At 72.6% G+C, this 18,605-nt stretch carries 14 protein-coding genes; 3 read left to right on the top strand and 11 right to left on the bottom strand.

Annotation, left to right across the window (positions count from 1 at the left end):
* Nucleotide 1 precedes the first annotated feature (1 nt).
* The 3 genes from ACIBEJ_RS12625 to ACIBEJ_RS12615 all read left to right on the top strand — a co-directional run bounded on the left by ACIBEJ_RS12625 (nt 2) and on the right by ACIBEJ_RS12615 (nt 6,309).
* Nucleotides 2-1,411, top strand: coding sequence for a hypothetical protein (locus ACIBEJ_RS12625; protein WP_397182791.1), 1,410 nt, complete (start codon nt 2-4; stop codon nt 1,409-1,411).
* A complete protein-coding gene (locus ACIBEJ_RS12620; RefSeq protein ID WP_397182790.1) occupies nt 1,408-4,923 on the top strand; it encodes a tetratricopeptide repeat protein in 3,516 nt (1,171 codons plus the stop codon). The genes ACIBEJ_RS12625 and ACIBEJ_RS12620 overlap by 4 nt, the downstream gene beginning before the upstream one ends.
* A 108-nt stretch (nt 4,924-5,031) precedes the next feature.
* On the top strand, nt 5,032-6,309 hold the full coding sequence (locus tag ACIBEJ_RS12615; RefSeq protein ID WP_397182789.1) for a CehA/McbA family metallohydrolase: 1,278 nt from the start codon (nt 5,032-5,034) through the stop codon (nt 6,307-6,309).
* Between the two features lie 70 nt (nt 6,310-6,379).
* Here ACIBEJ_RS12615 and glnII read toward each other — a convergent pair whose 3' ends face one another.
* The 11 genes from glnII to ACIBEJ_RS12560 all read right to left on the bottom strand — a co-directional run bounded on the left by glnII (nt 6,380) and on the right by ACIBEJ_RS12560 (nt 18,547).
* Entirely contained in the window at nt 6,380-7,399 is a 1,020-nt protein-coding gene (gene glnII, locus ACIBEJ_RS12610; RefSeq protein ID WP_397182788.1) for a glutamine synthetase, read from the bottom strand.
* Nucleotides 7,400-7,421: 22 nt separating this feature from the next.
* Nucleotides 7,422-9,362: a nitrate- and nitrite sensing domain-containing protein gene (locus ACIBEJ_RS12605; RefSeq protein WP_397182787.1), complete on the bottom strand. Its 1,941-nt coding sequence runs from the start codon at nt 9,360-9,362 to the stop codon at nt 7,422-7,424.
* Between the two features lie 33 nt (nt 9,363-9,395).
* A complete protein-coding gene (locus ACIBEJ_RS12600) occupies nt 9,396-10,631 on the bottom strand; it encodes an amidohydrolase family protein (protein WP_397182786.1) in 1,236 nt (411 codons plus the stop codon).
* A complete protein-coding gene (locus ACIBEJ_RS12595; protein WP_397182785.1) occupies nt 10,619-11,440 on the bottom strand; it encodes an energy-coupling factor transporter transmembrane component T family protein in 822 nt (273 codons plus the stop codon). Before ACIBEJ_RS12595 ends, ACIBEJ_RS12600 begins: the two co-directional genes overlap by 13 nt.
* Before the next feature lie 4 nt (nt 11,441-11,444).
* Nucleotides 11,445-12,020: an ECF transporter S component gene (locus ACIBEJ_RS12590; protein WP_397182784.1), complete on the bottom strand. Its 576-nt coding sequence runs from the start codon at nt 12,018-12,020 to the stop codon at nt 11,445-11,447.
* Nucleotides 12,017-13,624, bottom strand: a complete 1,608-nt coding sequence (locus ACIBEJ_RS12585; RefSeq protein ID WP_397182783.1) for an ABC transporter ATP-binding protein — start codon at nt 13,622-13,624, stop codon at nt 12,017-12,019. The genes ACIBEJ_RS12590 and ACIBEJ_RS12585 overlap by 4 nt, the downstream gene beginning before the upstream one ends.
* Nucleotides 13,621-14,823: an adenosylhomocysteinase gene (locus tag ACIBEJ_RS12580; protein ID WP_397182782.1), complete on the bottom strand. Its 1,203-nt coding sequence runs from the start codon at nt 14,821-14,823 to the stop codon at nt 13,621-13,623. Before ACIBEJ_RS12580 ends, ACIBEJ_RS12585 begins: the two co-directional genes overlap by 4 nt.
* On the bottom strand, nt 14,817-15,149 hold the full coding sequence (locus ACIBEJ_RS12575; protein ID WP_397182781.1) for a hypothetical protein: 333 nt from the start codon (nt 15,147-15,149) through the stop codon (nt 14,817-14,819). The genes ACIBEJ_RS12580 and ACIBEJ_RS12575 overlap by 7 nt, the downstream gene beginning before the upstream one ends.
* A 35-nt stretch (nt 15,150-15,184) precedes the next feature.
* Nucleotides 15,185-16,534, bottom strand: coding sequence for a cytochrome P450 (locus ACIBEJ_RS12570; protein WP_397182780.1), 1,350 nt, complete (start codon nt 16,532-16,534; stop codon nt 15,185-15,187).
* A 65-nt stretch (nt 16,535-16,599) separates the two neighbouring features.
* The gene (locus ACIBEJ_RS12565; protein WP_397182779.1) at nt 16,600-17,037 is read right to left on the bottom strand and encodes a hypothetical protein; all 438 of its coding nucleotides are present in this window, start codon (nt 17,035-17,037) and stop codon (nt 16,600-16,602) included.
* A gap of 31 nt (nt 17,038-17,068) precedes the next feature.
* A complete protein-coding gene (locus ACIBEJ_RS12560) occupies nt 17,069-18,547 on the bottom strand; it encodes an MFS transporter (RefSeq protein ID WP_397182778.1) in 1,479 nt (492 codons plus the stop codon).
* Nucleotides 18,548-18,605: the final 58 nt, after the last annotated feature.

The following is an 18,605-nucleotide window of genomic DNA, read 5'->3' as shown; positions in this document are numbered from 1 at the left end:
CGTGGACGGCAAGCGCATCCTGGCGATCAGGCTCGACTGTCTCCTGACCGACCTGGACCGCATCAGCGGCGCCGTGACCGACGCGATCCAGAAGCGCGAGCACATGCGCGAGGTGATGGACGCGCTCCAGGAGGCGGAGGACGCCGTCAGCGAGCTGGCCAGCATCGCCGCCCCCATCGGGCAGGAACTGGCCAGGCCGGGCATGGGCCGGCTCGGCGACCTCGGCAACCGGCCGCTGACGGCCAGCATCACCAACCTGGACGACCACATTCAGGCGGTCGAGGAGCGCGTCGCCAGGGTCCGCGAGACGATCGAGCCGCTCAGCGACCGGATGGTGGAGCTGGAGAAGCAGACCGTTCTGGAGGACGACCTGCGGGCCGCCACGGGGAACCTGCGCTTCGAGGCGGAGAAGCTGCGCGACCGGCTCGACTCCGACGGCGCCGACCTGCCGGAGCTGTGGCGCGGCTACGCCGAGTTTCTGAAGAAGGAGGCCGAGCCGGTCTACGACAACTACGTCGAGTTCGTGGCGGGCCTGGCCATGCGCGACAGCGCCGTGGAGGACAGCGTGTGCATGGTGACCGACCACCTGCTCACCCGGATGCTCGGCCCGCACCAGGCGTTGTCGCTGCCGTCGCGGACCCCGGCCTTCAGCATGCGCGCGGTCATCAAGCTCGGCTTCCCCGACTGGAACATCTGGGGCGTGCCGCTGGCGGCCAGGGAGGCCGGGGCCAGCGTCGTCAAGCACGCCGCCGACAAGGCCAGGATGCTCAACGAGCTGCTGACCCGGCCGCCCACGCCGTACGCGACCAGGCTGGCCGAGGACGCGCTGGCCACGTTCATGCTGGGTCCCGCCTACGCGCGCGCCATGTTCACCTTCCGCCTGCACCCGAGCGCGCCCACGGCCGCGAACGCGGCGCAGGAGCCCGGCAGGGCCCTGCCGCCCGACACCCTCAGGGCCCAGATGATCCTGTCCATGCTGCGGCTGGCCGGTCCCGACGACGGCCAGGACGACTTCGCCGAGGAGGTGCGCGAGCTCAGGGAGTTCTGGGACGGCCTGCTGGGGCAGCTCGGCGTCGCTCCCGAGCCGGTGCTCGACCCGGACTTCTGCCGCCGGATCCACACCGCGCTGCACAGGGACCGCCTGCGCGGCTTCTCCGCGCGGAACTGGGCGGACGTGCAGACGTGCGCCGACCACCTGCTCGGCGGGGACACGCTGCCGCCGCTGACCCCCGTCGACCGGGTGGTGATCCTCCTCAACGCGGGCTGGGTGGCCAGGCACCGCGACCCCCGGCACACCGACGTGATCGCCGGCCGCCTCATGAACCATCTCAGGCACGACGGCACGGGCCGCTCCCCGGACGCCAGGAGCGGCGGCCGCCCGCTCACCACCCGAACCCCCAGGGGAACATGATGACGTCACACCACGTGGCGATGGCCGAGCTCTGGCGTAGCCGCCGGCGCGCGGACCTGGTCCCCGACAACGGCGACCTGTCGCAGCAGGTGAGCTGGCTGCTGGCGGCCCTGTGGCTGGAGGCCACCGGCGGCGTGGCCGAGCACGCCGCGGAGCTGGAGGAGACTCTGGGCGACGCGCTCAAGGCACGCGCCGAGTCCTGGCACGCGGAGCTGAACGGCCTGCTCGGCCTGGTGCTGATCGCCCGCGGCATGCTGGCGCGCGAGTCGGGCGACCACGCGGCCTCCGGCGAGCTGTTCGCCAGGGCCCTGGAGGTCGCGCCCCCGTCGTTCTCGCCCCCGCCGTACGCGCTGGCGCTGCTGCACACCGGCCGCCGCGAGGAGGCGGCCCGCGTCATGGCCGAGGCCGACGACACCGACAGCCCCTACGCCGCCTACGCCCAGGTGCTGCTGGCCGAGGACGGCGACCCGTACGCCGCGCTCGACCTCGCCGACCGCGCCTGCGCCCGCTGGGCGGGCGACGTACGGCTGGCCAGGCTCCGGCTGGAGCTGGCGGAACGGCTGGGCAAGCTCACCCCGGCCGCCTGGCGCGACCTCGGCGGCGCCCTGCTGGAAGCCGGCCGCCATGAGGAGGCGCTCGGCGCGCTGCTGCAGGCCGACCGGGACGATCCGGACATCCTGGAGTGGCTGGCGCTCGCCTTCCAGAGCATCGGCGACCACGAGAGCGCCGCCGACGCCGCCACCGAGGCCGCCCGCCGCCGCCCGGGCGCGACGCTCCACCTGGACGCCGCCGACGCCTGTGCCAGAGCGCATCGCCGCGCGCAGGCGCGCGAGCACGTGGACGCCGCGCTGAGCGCCGAGAACGACCACGTCGTCCGGTTCGCCGCGGCCCAGATCCTGCTCGGCACCGGCGACATGGCCAGGGCGCTGGAGCTGGTCCGCGAGATCAGGAACGACCTGCCCGGCGACCCCAGGGCGCTCATCGTCGAGGGCATCGCGCTGTTCGGGGTGGGCCAGGTGGAGGAGTCGGAGCGGACCCTCACCCGGGCCGCCGAGCTGATGCCGGGCGAGCCCGTCGTGCTGCGCCACCTGGCCGTCGCCCGCCTCGACCTGGGCCGGTTGGAGGAGGCCGCGCCGCTGCTCGACCAGGCCCTGGAGCTGGACCCCGAGGACGGCTGGATGCTGGCCGTACGCGGCGACCTGCGCGGCCGGCTCATGGACCTGACCGGCGCCAGGCAGGATCTCGACGGGGCCGCCCGCCTGGGCTTCGAGAACGCCTGGACGCTGCGCGCCCAGGCCCAGGTGGCGGAGGCCGACGACCCGGCCGAGGCCCTGCGTCTGCTGGACCGCTCGCTGGAGCGGGACCCGGAGAACGCCGCCGCGCACGCCGCCCGCGGCAAGATCCTCTATGGGCTGAAGCGGATCACCGAGGCCGACGAGGCGTTCCAGCGCGCGCTGGAGATCGACCCGCTCGACCCGAGGGCGCTGACGAAGCTGACCGAGTTCTGGCTGCCCGAGCTGCCCGTCGCCGAGGTCGCCGACCTCAGGAACGCCGTCGAGGCGGCCGTCGAGCGCACGCCCGACTACATCCCGCTGCGCTGGGCCTACAGCGAGATCCTCAGCAGGCAGGAGCAGACCAAGGACGCCCACGACGTGGCCCGGCAGATCACCCGCATGACCCCGCGCGACGCCGAGGACCACCGCCTGCTGGGCCTGGCCCACAGCAAGCTGGACGAACGCGAGGCGGCGGTGGCCGCCTTCCGCGCCGGCATCGATCTGGCGCCCGGCTACGCCGCCCTGCACGCCCACCTCGGCGTCGAGCTGAGCCTGGCCGACCGCCGCGAGGAGGCCGAGCGGGAGCTGGCCAAGGCCGTCGAGCTCAACGGGGACTACGCGTTCGCGCGGGCCAGGCTCGGCGGCGCGCTGCTGGCGCTGGGCCGCTTCGAGGAGGCCGAGCCGCACCTGCGCCGGGCGATCGAGCTGTGGCCCGAGGCCACCGACCCGCTGCTCGACCTGGCCGAGGTGCTGCGCATGACCCGCCGGCCCGAGGAGGGCCTGGAGCTGGCGGAGCAGGCGGTGCGCCTGGCCCCTTCCGCCTTCGCGATCGGCTCGCGCGGCCAGCTCTACTTCAGCCTCCAGCGGCTGCCCGAGGCCAGGGCGGACCTGGAGCGCGCGGTCGAGATGGACCCCGAGCTGTCCTGGGCCCGCGGCACGCTGGCCGAGGTCTACCGGATGACCGGCGACCTGGACGACGCCATCGCCCACGCCACCCGGGCCATCCCCCAGTCCGACGACAGCAGATGGCTGCTGGCCGTGCGCGGCGCCGCCCGGTACGCCAAGGGCGCCTACGGGGAGGCCGAGTCCGACCTGCGCGAGGCGGCGGAGCTGCTCCACCCGGGCGAGCCGGTCGACCTGCTGGCCCTGGTCATGCTCCGCAACACCCTGCAGCGCCTGGGCAGGGGCGAGGAGGCGGTGCGCTTCCTGCGCGAGCACGCCATGAACGGCAGCGCGGTCAACAGGGAGGCCGACCCCCAGGTCGTCGTGCACTACTCCGAGGCGCTGCAGTACGACGGCCGCCTGGACGAGGCCAGGGAGGTGCTCCACCAGGCGGCGCGCGTCTGGCCGGAGGAACCGGAGATCCACTCCGCGCGGGCCTGGCTGGAGGCGGCCATGGGACGCCATGAGGCCGCGCTGGAGGCGGCGGGCCGGGCGCTGGACCTCGCGCCCGACAACGCCGAGCGGCTCTACGTGCTCGGCTCCATCCAGCGCACGGCCAGGGACCCGCTGGCGGCGATCAGGAGCCTCACCAAGGCGGTGGAGGCCGAGCCCGACGCCGCCTGGATCTGGGCGGAGCTGTCGATCACGCTGTCGTACGTGGCCGCGTGGGACCTGGCGATCGAGGCCGGGCTGGAGGCGACCGCGCCGGGCCGGCAGGTCACCGCGTACTGCGAGGAGATGCTGGCCTGGGCCTATCGCTACCGGGAGACCCCCGACCTGGAGCTGGCGCTGGCCGCCTACGACCGGGCGCTGGCGCTGGACGCGGGCTCCACCGGGGCGATGGCCGGCAAGGGCGACACGCTGTTCTCGATGGGCGCGCGCGAGGGGGCGGAGGAGTGCTACGAGGCGGTGCTCGACGCGCTCAGCCCGTACGACCCCGACCACCTGTCGACCAGGGGGTGGTGCCTGTACCGGCTGGGTCGCTACCAGGAGTCGCTGGACTACTACCAGCAGTACCAGGCGGTCAAGCCGGACCGGCCGAGCTTCCTGCTGTTCGACCTGGCGCTGCTGGCCTGGGCGGAGGGCGACGACGAGGCGGCCAGGACGGCCTACGACCACGCGCTGGATCAGGCCTTCCAGGAGACGCCGCAGCGGACCCGCGGGCTGATCGAGGTGGCGATCAGGGACCTGGAGTCGGATCGGCGCGGCGACCTCGAAACCCAGCGCGAACTGATTGCCCATCTTCATGGGAAACGCGCGGATCTGCCCAAATACGAACCACCACCTCGACTCTAGATCCTTCTACCTCGGAGTAAGAAAGCCACTCCGCCGGGAATCGGCGGCCTTTCCGGAGGGGCAGGGCCGTGGCACGATAACGGCGCCTTCGATTACGGGGAGAAGCCGATGCGTGACGATCTGACACTACTCGCCGCCAAGCAGACCCTCCGCCTGCGGGCCGGCTTCCCATGCCGGTGGAGCGTCTGGAGCGACGACGGCCGGGGCTGGTACCCGCACGGCACCTCTCCGGCCAGGGACATCGACGGCCTGCCGTACTTCCACGGCGACGACGTCGTGCTGGAGGTGCCGCCCGGCCGCCTCACCGTCAGGGCCGCGCGCGGGATGGAGTACGGCCACGCCCAGACCACGCTCACGCCCGGCGACGGCGAGACGCTGGTGGAGCTGGCCCCGCCGCGCATCTACGACGCCGCGGCCCGCGGCTGGTACGGCGGCGACCTGCACGTGCGGCTCAACCGCCCGCCCCAGTGGGTGGCCGACTCCCAGCACGGCGAGGACCTACACGTGGTCAACCTGCTCGCGGGCGACGGCGACACCGAAGACCTCTGGGCGGGCCGCAACCTGCCCTGGTCGGACGCCACCCACGTGGCCAGGGTGGGCCTGGCGCAGGACGCGCCGAGCGTGCCGTCCGGCCTGGTCGACAAGCTCCGCGAGCGCGGCGCGCTGATCGGGTACGCCAACGCCTTCCGCGGCCCGGTCGAGACGCCCGAGCAGTTGTTCGACGGCGGCTACCCGGTCTTCGACGCCAGGATGTCGGTGGTGGACGCGGCGCTGGGCCTGGTCGACAGCTTCTCCTCGGCGATCGGCTCCGACCGGGCCTACCGGCGGCTGATCGGGGCGGGCAACCGGGTGGCCGCGGTCGCCGGCACCGCGGGCCGCCTCGGCCCGATCGGGGGCGAGCGCACCTACGCGCACGTGGACGGCCCGCTCACCGCCGAGTCCTACGCCCACGCGGTACGGCACAGCCGTACCTTCGCCACGACGGGCCCGTTCCTGGAGCTGTCGGTGGCGGGCGAGCGCCCGGGGGCCACGATCGACCTGCAGGCCGGCTCGACGGTCCGGGCGGCGGCCCGGGTGATCGGGCCCGGCGTGCAGCGGGTGCGGCTGCTGACCGCCGACGGCGAACTGGCCTCGGGCCCGCCGAACGAGGTGGCGGCCGAGTTACGCGTGGACTGGCCGACGTACGTGGTGGCGGTGGCGGAGGGCGGCGGCCTGGTGCGGGCGCACTCGAGCCCGGTCTACCTCGACGTGGAGCGGCGCAGGGTGGCCAGGGAGGAGGACGTGACGTTCTGCCTGCGCTGGCTGGACCTGCTGGAGGAGCTCGTCAAGGACCGGGGCGGCCTGGTGGCGGAGGCGCGCAGGGTCTACCTGTCGCGCCTGGCCTGAACCCTCGCGGGAAAACGGAGGAACGCGGGTCCCGATCGGGGGTGCCCGCGTTCCTCCGCAAGACGTGCGGTCAGACCTGGCCGGCCTTCTCCAGGGCGGCGCAGCAGGTGTTGACCAGCAGGCGGGTCACCACGTACGGGTCGACGTTGGCGTTGGGGCGGCGGTCCTCGATGTAGCCCTTGCGGTCCACCTCGACCTGCCACGGGATGCGCACCGACGCGCCGCGGTCGGAGACGCCGTAGGAGTACTTGTTCCACGGGGCGGTCTCGTGGGCGCCGGTGAGGCGGGACTCGATGTCGGCGCCGTACTGGCGGACGTGCTCCAGCGGCTTGTCACCCTCGCCGAGCGCCTCGCAGGCGGTGATGATGGCGTCGTAGCCCTCGCGCATGGCCTTGGTGGAGAAGTTGGTGTGCGCGCCGGCGCCGTTCCAGTCGCCGCGGGCGGGCTTGGCGTCGAGGGTGGCCTCCACGCCGAACTCCTCGGCGGTGCGGTAGAGCAGGTAGCGGGCGAGCCACAGGTGGTCGGCGACCTCAAGCGGGCTGGCCGGGCCGACCTGGAACTCCCACTGGCCGGGCATGACCTCGGCGTTGATGCCGGAGATCTTCAGGCCGGCGGCGAGGCAGCGGTCGAGGTGGAGCTCGACGATCTCGCGGCCGAAGACGGCCTCGGCGCCCACGCCGCAGTAGTAGTGGCCCTGGGGAGCGGGGAAGCCGCCCTCGGGGAAGCCGAGCGGGCGCGAGCCCTTGAAGAAGGTGTACTCCTGCTCGATGCCGAACCACGACTCCTGGTCGGCGAACTGCTCGGCGATCGGGCGCAGCAGGGCGCGGGTGTTGCTCTTGTGCGCCTCGCCGTCGATCTCCTCGACCTCGCACAGGACCAGCACGTCGGCACCGCCGCGGATCGGGTCCGGGCAGGTGAACACGGGGCGGAGCACCCGGTCGGAGGCGTGGCCCTCGGCCTGGTTGGTGCTGGAGCCGTCGAAACCCCACACCGGCGGCTCGGCGCCATCGGCAAGGATCTTGGTCTTGGCGCGGAGCAGAGCCGTGGGCTCGGTGCCGTCGATCCAGATGTACTCAGCCTTGTAGCTCACGGCGGTCCTTTCGGGGTTTTTCTCAGCCACGCCGAGGCTGCCAGGCGGCCGTTTCCCGGTTTTTGCCCGAATGTGAACGCCGTGTTAATCCGGAGATGATGAGCGACTGTGGAAGCAGGACGACAGCGGTGATACCACCGTAAGCCGACTTGCTGAGGGTGACCTTGATGCCGTGGCGGCGGGCGAGCAGGCCGACCACGAGCAGACCGAGCCGCTCGCTGTCGGCCAGGTCGAACTCCGGCGGGTCGGCCAGGCGGGAGTTGACCTCCTCGCGGATCGTGTCGGGCAGGCCGAGCCCGCGGTCCTCCACCTCGATGGCGAAGCCCCGGCCGACGACCTGTCCGTAGACCTGGACGGTGGTGGTGGGCGGGGAGAAGGCGGTGGCGTTGGCGACCAGTTCGGTCAGCAGGTGCGTGACGTCGGCGGCGGCGGAGCCGTCCACGAAGGCGTCGGGGATGGGCGGGGCGTTCACCCTGGTGTACGCCTCGACCTCGGAGATGGCCTCGCGCACCACGTCGGCCAGCGGGACCGGGTCGCCGCCCGCGGGTCCGGGCGAGCCGCCCGACAGGATGAGCAGGCCCTCGGACTGGCGGCGCATGCGGGTGGTGAGCCGGTCGAGCGTGAACAGGTCCTGCAGCGTCTGGGGCTCGGTGATCTGCCGCCTGATCACGTCGAGCTGGACGAGCTGGCGGTGCACGAGCGCCTGGTTGCGCCTGGCCATGTTACGGAAGACGCGGCCCAGGCCCTTGCGCAGCGCGGCCTGGCCGACGGCCGCCTCGACCGCGGTGCGGCGCACTCCGGCGAAGGCGTGGGCGACGTCGCGGATCTCCTGGGTGGCGCCGTCGGTGGGGATGGGCGGGGCCTCGGCGTCGACGTCCACGTCCTCGCCCCCGCGCAGCTTGTCCACCAGGCGCGGCAGCCGTTGGTCGGCCAGCTCCGCGGCGGCGTCGCGCAGCGTGTCGAGCTCGGTGGCCAGGCGGCGGCCGAGCCTGGCCGACCACATCACCGCCGCGATGATGGTGACCAGGCCGAAGAAGCCCACCAGCACGATCCGCACGACGATGTCGCCGGCGGCGGCCTCGGTGCGGGTGTTCAGCAGTTCCGCGCGGCTGACCAGCAGCCGGTCGAGGGTGGCGCCGAAGCGGTCGGCGACGGCCTGCCACGCGTTGCGCACCCGCGGCAGCCGGGCGGTGTCGATGATCTCGTGTTCGATCGCGGAGATGCTCTGGTGCTCGGGCGAGGCCAGCAGCAGGTCGTACGGCGCGCGCAGCTCGGCGTCGAGGGCGGCCACGCCGTCTTCGAGCAGCAGTTTCCTGCTGGGCGCGAGCTCCTCGACCGCGTGGTACTCCTGCTCGGTGATCCGGCCGGCCAGCGTCGCGCCGGAGATCAGCGCGTCCTCGCGCGACATGAGGTCGCGGGCGTGGGCGATGCGCTGGAGCCCGGCGGCCTGCTGGTAGAGCTTGATGTCCGGCGCGGTGACGGCCTGGTCGTAGAGGTGGTAGACCTCGTCGGTGACCTCGCCGTAGGCCCGCACGACCGACAGGCGGCTGGTGGTGCGGTCGTCGACCTCCCTGCGCACCGCGTCCAGGCCGCCGATCTTGCGCAGCACGGCGTCGATGGCGCGGCGCAGCTCCGGGGTGGTGACGGTCTGGGCCTCCTCGGAGGCCGACAGCGTGCGGAAGGCGCCGGCGGCGGCGTTGGTGCGCTTGCGCGCCGAGACGAGCAGGCTGCCGTCGGGCGGCGGCGAGGACAGGAACATCGCCGCCGACTTGCGCTCGTGCTGCAGCTCGGTGACCAGCGCCGCGGCGGGGGCGCTGATCTTCTCGAACACGGTGGTCGCCGTACGCAGCTCGAAGAAGTCTCCGACCACGTGACCGGCGACGAAGGTCCACAGCGCGACGAGCGCCACGATCGGCAGGCTGAGGAGGGAGTACAGCTTGAACCGCAGGCTCTGCGATGCCATCGTCCCGGGACGCTAGCACCTGCTCGGACGGCCCTACAGGGCCCAAAGTTTGGTGCCGCCCACAACCGTGGCCACGCACCGTCCAGAACCGTGCTCCACCAGGCCGGCGTAGGGGTCGCGGGGGTCGACGTCGAAGACGGCGAAGTCGGCGCGCGCGCCCGGCCGCAGGACGCCGATCTCGCCGCTCATGCCGAGCGCGTACGCGCCGCCGAGGGTGGCCGCCTCGACGAGCCGCCGGTCGAGGTCGGGGTCGCGGTAGCCCTGCCGTACGGCGAGGTGCTTGAGGGCGGCGACGTCGGCGAGCAGGTCGAGCGAAGGCGAGGACGACAGCGAGTCGGTGCCGACGGCGATGGGGTTGTCCTCGCGCAGCAGCGCGGCGACGTCGGGTCCGTCGAGGCCGAGAGTGCGGTTGGAGCGGGGGCACAGCGCGATCGCGGTGCCGCGCTCGCGCAGCAGCGCGCGGTCGTCGGGGCCGAGGTGGACGCCGTGGGCGAGGTGGCAGTCGGGTCCGAGCACGCCGAGGCTGTCGAGGTAGGCGGCGGGCGCGAGCCCGGAGCCGCCCTCCAGCAGCGCGAACGGCGCGCTCCACTGCCGCACCAGCTCGGCCAGCGGCCCGGTGCCGGCCATCGTGTACTCGCGCTCGTGGGCGGACTCGGCCAGGTGGATGTGGATGCGGGTGCCACGCTCGCGGGCGAGCACGGCCGCGTCGGCGAGCACGCCGGTGTCGAGCGTGTAGGGCGAGTGCGGCGAGATGCCCGCGCGGCGCTCGCCGAGCGTCTTGAGGAAGCGCTCGCGCCCGTCCTCCCGCCAGCTCGCGTCGGTGTCGCCGATGATCTCCAGGTACGCCAGGCCGCCCAGCGGCGTGTCCACGAACGCCTCCGGATCGGTCACGATGTCGGCCGCGGCGGTGGTTCCCGAGCGCAGGCACTGCCAGGCGCCGTCGGCCGCGGCGGCGGCCCAGTCCCAGGGGCCGGTCCTGCGGGCGGGGTCCCAGCTCCCCTGGCCGCCCTGGAAGTAGGCGTCGTTGAAGACCTCCGACCAGTGCTCGAAGGAGTCGTAGACGCGCCGCCCGACCTCGGCCATGCACGTGTACTGCAGGTGGGTGTGGGCGTTGACCAGCCCGGCGACCAGGACGCCCGGCCAGCGCACCTCGGCCCTGCCCCGCCCGACCTCGACGACGCGCCCGTGCTCGACCGTGACGGTGCCGTCCTCGATCGGCGGGCCGTCCATGGTGAGGACGAGCGGCGCCCCGTGGACTACGGGACCCATACGACGTCCGTGCCGAGGATCTTGTACGCCAGCAGGGCCAGCGCGAAGGCGGCGAACGCGCCGAGGAGCAGGTAGTCGGCGCGGTCGAAGGTCAGCTCGCGCATCCACGTGCGGTGCTTGGCGCCGAAGCCGCGCAGGTCCATGGCGTTCGAGGTGTCCTCCGCGTCGATGAGCGAGTTCACGGTCAAGGGGATCACGACCGGTTTGAGGGATATTAGCCGCTTTATCGGGTTATTCGTGCGCGGGTGGGTGTAGCCGCGTACCCGCTGCGCGTCGATGATCTGCTGCATGGTCGCCGCCGTGGACGGCAGGAACCGGAAGGTCAGGTCCACCCCGTAGGCCAGCCGCTGCGAGACCCGCAGCCGGGCGAAGCTGACCCCGAGGTCGCCCGGCGCGATGCAGAAGGCCACGGGAAAGCCCACCATGGCCATGGCCACGAACCTGAGCAGCAGCGTCGTCGAGTACGACAGCGTCGCCACGCTGACCGGGTTCCCGGTGATCGGCATGTCGAACAGCGGCGGCGCCTGCCGGGTGGCCTCGATCTGCAGGGCGTCGGTGAAGACGCTGTTGACCAGCACCGTCAGCGTCATCAGCGTCAGGACGAAGGCCCAGTTGGCCCTGACCGCGTGCCACGGGATGCCCGCGGCACGGTAGTAGGCCAGGGCCACGAGGGCGCAGACCAGCATGAGGCGCAGGTCGCTCACGCGCGCCACCGCCACGAGGAAGCAGACCGGGACCAGCAGGAGCACGCGCGGGTCCCGCCGGCCCAGGAAGGACTCGCCTCCCAGATACCGTGGCGTGACGTCCACGCGGTTACCTGCCCATGCGCTTGGAGATCGGTTCCCAGATCGCGTCGAGCGCGGGCACCAGGATGAGGGCGACCAGCGTGTTGCTGAGCAGCAGCGGGCCGAAGGCGAAGGAGGCCCAGCCGCCGAAGGTGAGGTCCTGCAGCCACATGTCGGTGAAGGTCGTGGCGAAACCGAGCAGCATCGAGAACCACGCGATCGCGCCCACCAGGACCAGGCGCAGGATCTCGTTGGAGCGGGCGACGCGGGTGGCCAGCAGGGCGAACAGGATGCCGGCCAGCAGTCCGGTCAGCGCGTTGGCCAGGCTCCAGTTCCAGTAGAAGAGCGCGCCGTAGCCCTTGATCTGGTCGATGACCATGTTGCCGACCAGGCCGGTGAAGAATCCGGCGATCGGTCCGAACCGCATGCCGATGAACGGCACGAGCGCGAAGGCGGGGCGGATGTCGACGTTCTGGGTGCCCGGGATGGTGAAGCTGATCAGGCCCAGCACGGCGTACAGGGCGGCGCCGACCGCGGCGAACACGACGACGCGGGAGTTGATCTCCCAGATGGAGGTGCGGACCGGTAAGTGAGGGGATGTCATGACAGGTGAGTCCTTCCGGATCTGGCCAGGTCGAACGGGTGCGGTATCGCTCCTTTCCCGGGTAGCAGGTCGCGGATGGCGCGGACCAGGCTGGTCTCGCGCAGGCCGCTGCCGGTCCACAACCGCTCGTCGTGGGCCAGCTCGGCCGGTGAGGCGTCGGCGACGACGCGGCCGCCGTCCACGATGACGATGCGGTCGGCGCGGGTGAGCGCCAGGTCCACGTCGTGGGTGATGAAGTAGACGCTCTGCATGCCGCCGAGCACGCGGTCCATGAACGCGGTCGTGGTGCGCAGGTCCTGCCCGGCGGTGGGCTCGTCCAGGACGAGCGTCTTCGGGCTCATGGCCAGCGCGAGCGCCACGGTCAGGCGGCGCTGCTGCCCGTGCGAGAGCGTGTGCGGCGGGCGGGACATGATGCCGGGCTCGCGGTCGAGCAGCATGGCGGCCAGCGCCTCGCGGGAGACCTCGGCGATCCGCTCGGGGCTCTGGCCGAGGTTGCGGGGGCCGAAGGCCAGCTCCTCCTCGACGGTGGCGGAGAAGAGCGCCTGTCCGGGGTTCTGGAAGACGTAGCCGAAGGTGGTGGCGAGGCTGAGCGTGTCGCGCCCGCCGACGGGCTCGCCGTCCACGAGGATCTCGCCGCTGGTGGGTTCGAGCAGGCGTACGGCGGCGCGGAGCAGGGTCGACTTCCCGGCGCCGTTGCGGCCGAGGACGGCGACCCGCTCGTCGGCCTTCAGGTCGAGGTCGGCGTCGTGCAGGACGGTGCGGGAGCCGTAGCCGAGCGAGACGTTCTTGTAGGCCAGGCGGGAGGGGCCGGTGCGGGACGGGCGGGGCGGGCCGGTGGAGGCGGGCAGCTCGCTGGCGCGGGCCACGAGGGTGTCGAAGGGGAGCTTGACGTGCGCCACCGGTGCCTGCCGCAGGAATCCGGAAATGTCGCCCGAGTAGCGGGGGTGGCCGTCCTCCAGGTAGAGCGCCTTGTCCGGGCCGAACTCCAGCAGTTCCTCCACCCGGTGCTCGACCACCACGGCCGCGCCGCCGTCGTCGACGAAGCGGCGTAAGGCGGTCAGCAGGCGGCGGCCCGCGTCCGGGTCCAGGTTGGCCAGCGGCTCGTCCACGACGACCACCTCGGGACGCATCACCAGCACGCCCGCGAACGCCACCATCTGCAGCTCGCCGCCGCTCAGCTCGTGGGTGGGGCGGTCCAGCAGGTGGGCGACGCCTACGCGGTCGGCCACCTCTCCGATCCTGGCGCGGATCTCGGTGCGGGGCAGGCCGAGGTTCTCCGGGCCGAAAGCCAGCTCGGTGGCGACCGTGGTGCCGACGATCTGCTTGGCGGGGTCCTGCAGCAGCGTGCCGACGACCGTGGAGAGCTGCCGGACCGACTGCTCCAGGGCGGGCCGGCCGCCGATCTCCACGCGGCCGGTGACCTCGGCGCGGTAGGCGTGCGGCACCAGCCCGTTGAGCAGCCGCAGCAGCGTGCTCTTGCCGCACCCCGACGGCCCCGCGACCAGCACGAAGTCGCCGCGCTCCACGGCCAGGTCCACGCCGTGCAGCACCTGCTGCCCGGTCGAGCGGTACCGGACGCCGGCGTCGCGGACGTCGACGATCACAGGCCCCTGCCCAGGAACGCGCGCTGCCGATCGGTCGGCCGGTCAAGGCGTACGCCCAGCGCGTCCAGCTTCAGCCTGGCCACGCGCTCGTCCAGTTCCTCCGGCAGTGGATGCACGCCCGGCGGCAGGCGGCTGGCGAGCAGGTGGGCGACGGCCAGCGCCTGCAGCGACAGGGACAGGTCCATGATCTCGATCGGGTTGCCCTCGGCGGCGGCGCAGTTGACGCACTCGCCCTCGGCCAGCAGGTACCAGCCGCCGTGGTCGGTGACGCCAGGACGGACCTCGCGGCCGCCCGGCGGGCGTTCCACCTCGTCCTCCACTCCCCCGGCCACCGCCACGTACGCGCCCGGCCGGAGCGCGGCGACGTGCTCCGCGGTGACGGTGCCCGCGACGCCGGTGGCGCTGAAGAGCAGGTCGGCCTGCGGGCAGGCGTCCAGCAGCGGCAGCACGCGCAGCCCGTCGTGGAAGGCGCGTAGCGCGGCGAACGGGTTCACCTCGCTGACCACGACCTGCGCGCCCAGGGCGGCGGCGTAGCGGGCCACACCCTGGCCGACGTGGCCGTATCCGGCGACCACGCAGGTCAGCCCGTCGAGTTCCAGCCCGCTGAGGTCCAGGGCGGCCATGACGCAGGACTGCCCGGTGCCGTGCACGTTGTCGAACAGGACCTTGCAGCGCGCGTCGTTGACCGCGATCACCGGCACCCGCAGGTCTCCCTGGGCGGCCATCACCCTGAGCGGGCGCAGTCCGCTCGTGGTCTCCTCCGCCGCGCCCCTGAGCGGGCCCAGCCTTTCCTCGGCATGGGCCAGCCTGATCACCCTCGCACCGTCGTCGACCAGCGCGTCGAGCCCGGCATCCAGCATCCGGCGGGCCAGGTCGTCGTCCTCGGCCCGCGTGGTGCCCGACCTCGCCAGCACGGAGACGCCGGAGCGCACCAGGGCGGCGGCCACGTCGTCGGAGGTCTCCCTGCCGGGGCAGTGCACGATCACCTCGGCCCCGGCGTCGCGCAGCGCGAGCGCCAGGTTGGCGGTCTTGGGCTCCAGCACCAGCACGAGCCCGATCCGCCACCCATCCAGATCAAGCCCACCCTCGGTCTGGGCGGGGACCGACAGGGCGTTGAGGACGGGCATGAAGCGGCGGGCCCAGGCGATCCGGTCGGCGCCGCCCGGCCAGAGCGCGGGGTCGGCGATGTCGGTCAGCACGGCAGGCTCACCACGTAGACGTCGGCGTCGCCGCCGCCCCTGTCGACGCGGAGCACGTCCTGCCTGGCCGACGTCACACCGAGGTCGCCGCGGACGCCGCCCACGACGACGGCGCCGGGTTTCAGCAGGTCAGGACGCACGTCCGCGCCGAAGACCAGGTCGGCCTCCTCGACAGGGCTGCCGGGGTGGGCGCCCATCGCGCGCAGCCGCGTGACCAGGCCGGGCGGGGCCTCGCCCACGATCGCCACGCGTTTGCCGGCCATGAGCAGGTTGGTGCGGCGCAGGACGGCCTGGATGAGCCCCTGCGCGCTGAGGAGCCGGGTCAAGGGCGTCCTTCCGATCTTCGCGGGATCCGATTGAATTAGACCACTTTGTACAGTCTCATCGGAATCCCATCACGCGGCCGGAGTGTGACCGTCGCCTCCGCCCGCACCTCCGCGCCCGCCTCCATCTCCAGCCGGAAGCGCTGGACGAGCATGGCGATGATCAGGCTCGCCTCCATCACCGCGAACCCGGCGCCCACGCAGATCCGCCGCCCCGCCCCGAAGGGCAGGTAGCTGAAGCGGCGCGGCGCCGCCCCGGGCAGGAAACGTTCCGGGTCGAACCGGTCGGGATCCGGCCAGGCGCTCGGGTCCCGGTGTGCCAGGTAGACCGGGATGACCACGTTCGTCCCCGCGGGCACGTCCAGGTCGCCGAGCCGGTCGTCGGCCACCGCCGTACGCACGATCGACCAGGCCGGCGGGTAGAGGCGTAAGGCCTCCTGGAAGGCGGCGGCGGTGTAGACGAGCCGGTCGGCGTCGGCCGCGGTCGGCACCCGGCCGTCGAGCACCCCGGCCACCTCGGCCTCCAGGCGGGCGCGCGCCTCGGGGTGCAGGGCGAGCAGGTGCCAGAACCAGGCCAGGCCGTTGGCGGTGGTCTCGTGCCCGGCCAGCAGGAAGGTCATCACCTCGTCGCGGACCTGCCGTCTGTCCATGGGCGCCGCGAGCAGCAGGCCGAGCAGGTCGTCCGTGCCGCCGGGGTGCGCCGCCACGATCGCCTCGACGACCTCGTCGGTGGTGGTCAGCACGTGGCGCAGGTCGCGGATGCCGGGGATCCACCCGGGCGCCCGCCGTACGACAGCGTGGGCGGCGTCCACCAGCCACGGCGGGGTGCTGAACAGCAGTTGCAGGCGGGTCGCCCGCACGCCCGCGCGCAGGCCGGAGGTGAGCACGGGCCCGAGCCGCGCGGCCTGCTCCGACAGGCCGGAGCCGAACAGCGCCCGGCCGACCACGTCGAGCGTGAGCCGGTTCATGGCGGTGGCCGCGTCGACGCGGGCGCCGTCCGGCAGTTGGTCCCATTCCTTGGCGAAGTCGGCGATCGCGTCGGTCATGTGCTCGGCGAAGCGGCCCAGGTGGCGTTTGGCGAACATCGGCTGGATGAGCCGCCGCTGCGCTGTCCAGCGCTCGCCCTCGCTGGTCAGCAGGCCGTCGCCGGTGACGACGGCGAGCAGCCGGTACTGCGCGGACTTGGCGTAGAGGTGCTGGTGGGTGACGAAGACGCGCTCGACGTGCTCGGGCGCCCACACGACGCAGTACCCGCCGCGCCGCCCGGTCCGCACCCGTACGGCTCCCGCCGACCGGTCGGCGATCATGTCGAAGCGGTCGAGCACCTCCTGGAAGGTGAAAAGCGCGCGCAGCCGGTTCCGCAGGCTGATCCGCACGACCTCCGGCATCCCGCACCCCCACTATTAGGCACTAAATCCAATTAATGCGGGCATCGGGCGGTCCGGTCAAGCCGTCAGGGCACCTCATGGAGCAGGCCCTGGCCGTCCACCCGTACCCTCGCGTTGGGCCCGCCCTCGCCGCAGTCCGGCCCGTTGGGGAAGCGTCCGCGCGGCATGACCTGGATGTCCCGCTCGACCACCGGCTCCCCCCTGGAGTCGGTGAGCTTCAGCGAGACCTGGGCCGGTTCCTTGCGCAGCCCCGCCACGTCGCCGAAGCCGGCCGCGCCGCCCTGGTCGGCCCGGTGCAGCTCCAGTTTCGCCGGACGGCACGTCCCCGCCTGGCACACCTCCATCTCGGCCGCCGCCACCCGCTCGGAGATCGGCGGCGCCACGTCCACCTGGATGCCGACGGGCGTACCGATGAGGGTGCAGACGCGGTCGCTCTGGCAGGCGGCGAGCGGGAGGGCGGCGAGAAGCACGCACGCGCCCTTCAGCGCGAGAAGGCGGTCCATACCCAGACGACGGCCGGGCCCGGCCGGGGGTTCACCGCTCCTCGCTCCTGACGCGCCGCGCCCTTGCCCTGACCGCACTCAGCGGCTCGGCGACGGTCTCCAGCGCGGCGCGCTCGGCCTTGACCCCGAAGCGGAGTTCCACCAGGCCCGCGAAGATCATCATCCCGGCGGCGAAGAGGTAGCCGTGGAAGAGCCGGGCCGGGTCCGGGTTCGCCCGGTCGCCGATGAGCGCGCCGAACACGACCGGGCCGAAGGAGCCCACGACCTGGCCCAGCGAGAAGAAGATGGAGATCGCCTGCGCCCGCATCTCGATCGGGAAGATCTCACTCACCGTCAGGTACGCCGAACTGGCCGCCGCCGAGGCGACGAAGAAGATGACCGACCACATGATCGTCTGGGTGGTCGCGGTCAGCGCGCCGCGCTCGAACAGCCAGCCGGTGAAGGCCAGCAGCGCGCCGGAGGCGAGGTAGGTGCCGGAGATCATCTGCCGGCGTCCGACCGTGTCGAACAACCGGCCGAGCACGAGCGGGCCGAGCAGGTTGCCGAGGGCGAAGGCGAACATGTACTTGGGCACCTCGCCGGCCTCGACGTCGTAGAAATGGGTGAGCACCAGCGCGTACGTGAAGAAGATCGCGTTGTAGAGGAACGACTGGCAGATCATCAGCGTGGCGCTCAGGAACGAGCGGCCCGGGTAGGTGCGGAAGAGCGTCCTGGCCACCTCGACCAGCGGCAGCCGCTTCCGCGGCAGCACCTCGATGGCCCGGCTGTCCGGCACCGGCTCCAGGACGAGCCGGTCCTCCTTCTCCACCTCCTTCTCGATCGCGGCGACCACCCGCTCCGCCTCGTCCTCGCGGCCGTGGGTCATGAGCCAGCGCGGGCTCTCCGGCAGGTGCCTGCGCAGTCCCCAGACGAGGATGCCGAGCACCGGGCCGACGAGGAAGCCGAGCCGCCACGCCCAGTCGGGGTCGAGCGGGCTCGACGGGTCGAGCAGGAGGAAGGTCGCCGAAGTGGCCAGCAGCGCGCCGAGCCAGTAGGTGCCGTTGACGGCCAGGTCCACGCGGCCCCGGTAGCGGGACGGGATCATCTCGTCGATCACCGAGTTGATCGCGGCGTACTCGCCGCCGATGCCGGCCCCGGCGACGAAGCGCAGCACGAGGAAGCTGCCGAAGTCCCAGGAGAGCGCGGTCAGGCCGCTGGCGACCAGGTAGACGGCCAGCGTGAGGATGAACAGGCGGCGCCTGCCCATCCGGTCCGACAGCCACCCGAAGAACAGCGCGCCGGCCACCTCGCCGATGAGGTAGACGGTCGCCGACAGGCCGACCTGCGCCGAGGTCAGCCCGAGCGTGTCGGAGCGCTGGAGGAACGCACCGACGTTGCCGACGATCGTGATCTCCAGCCCGTCAAGCACCCACGCCACGCCGAGCGCCATCACCAGCCGGGTGTGGAACGGCGACCAGGGCAGGCGGTCCAGCCGCGCGGGCACCAGGCTGCGGACTATTCCAGGACCCATCTCACTCCTCGCTCAGGCCATTTTCACCCTAAGCAATGAAGTGAACGCATTACGTGAT

Source organism: Nonomuraea sp. NPDC050790 (assembly GCF_044456745.1).
GTDB lineage: Bacteria > Actinomycetota > Actinomycetes > Streptosporangiales > Streptosporangiaceae > Nonomuraea.
The sequence above is the reverse complement of the archived record's forward strand: the minus strand, read 5'-3'. Positions and strand labels throughout refer to the sequence as shown.

What these genes read in the sequence shown, in the direction of transcription:
- ACIBEJ_RS12620 (WP_397182790.1), top strand. Translation starts at nt 1,408, where the DNA reads ATGATGACGTCACACCACGTGGCGATGGCCGAGCTCTGGCGTAGCCGC.
- ACIBEJ_RS12615 (WP_397182789.1), top strand. Translation starts at nt 5,032, where the DNA reads ATGCGTGACGATCTGACACTACTCGCCGCCAAGCAGACCCTCCGCCTG.
- ACIBEJ_RS12605 (WP_397182787.1), bottom strand. Translation starts at nt 9,362, where the DNA reads ATGGCATCGCAGAGCCTGCGGTTCAAGCTGTACTCCCTCCTCAGCCTG.
- ACIBEJ_RS12600 (WP_397182786.1), bottom strand. Translation starts at nt 10,631, where the DNA reads ATGGGTCCCGTAGTCCACGGGGCGCCGCTCGTCCTCACCATGGACGGC.
- ACIBEJ_RS12590 (WP_397182784.1), bottom strand. Translation starts at nt 12,020, where the DNA reads ATGACATCCCCTCACTTACCGGTCCGCACCTCCATCTGGGAGATCAAC.
- ACIBEJ_RS12570 (WP_397182780.1), bottom strand. Translation starts at nt 16,534, where the DNA reads ATGCCGGAGGTCGTGCGGATCAGCCTGCGGAACCGGCTGCGCGCGCTT.
- ACIBEJ_RS12565 (WP_397182779.1), bottom strand. Translation starts at nt 17,037, where the DNA reads ATGGACCGCCTTCTCGCGCTGAAGGGCGCGTGCGTGCTTCTCGCCGCC.
- ACIBEJ_RS12560 (WP_397182778.1), bottom strand. Translation starts at nt 18,547, where the DNA reads ATGGGTCCTGGAATAGTCCGCAGCCTGGTGCCCGCGCGGCTGGACCGC.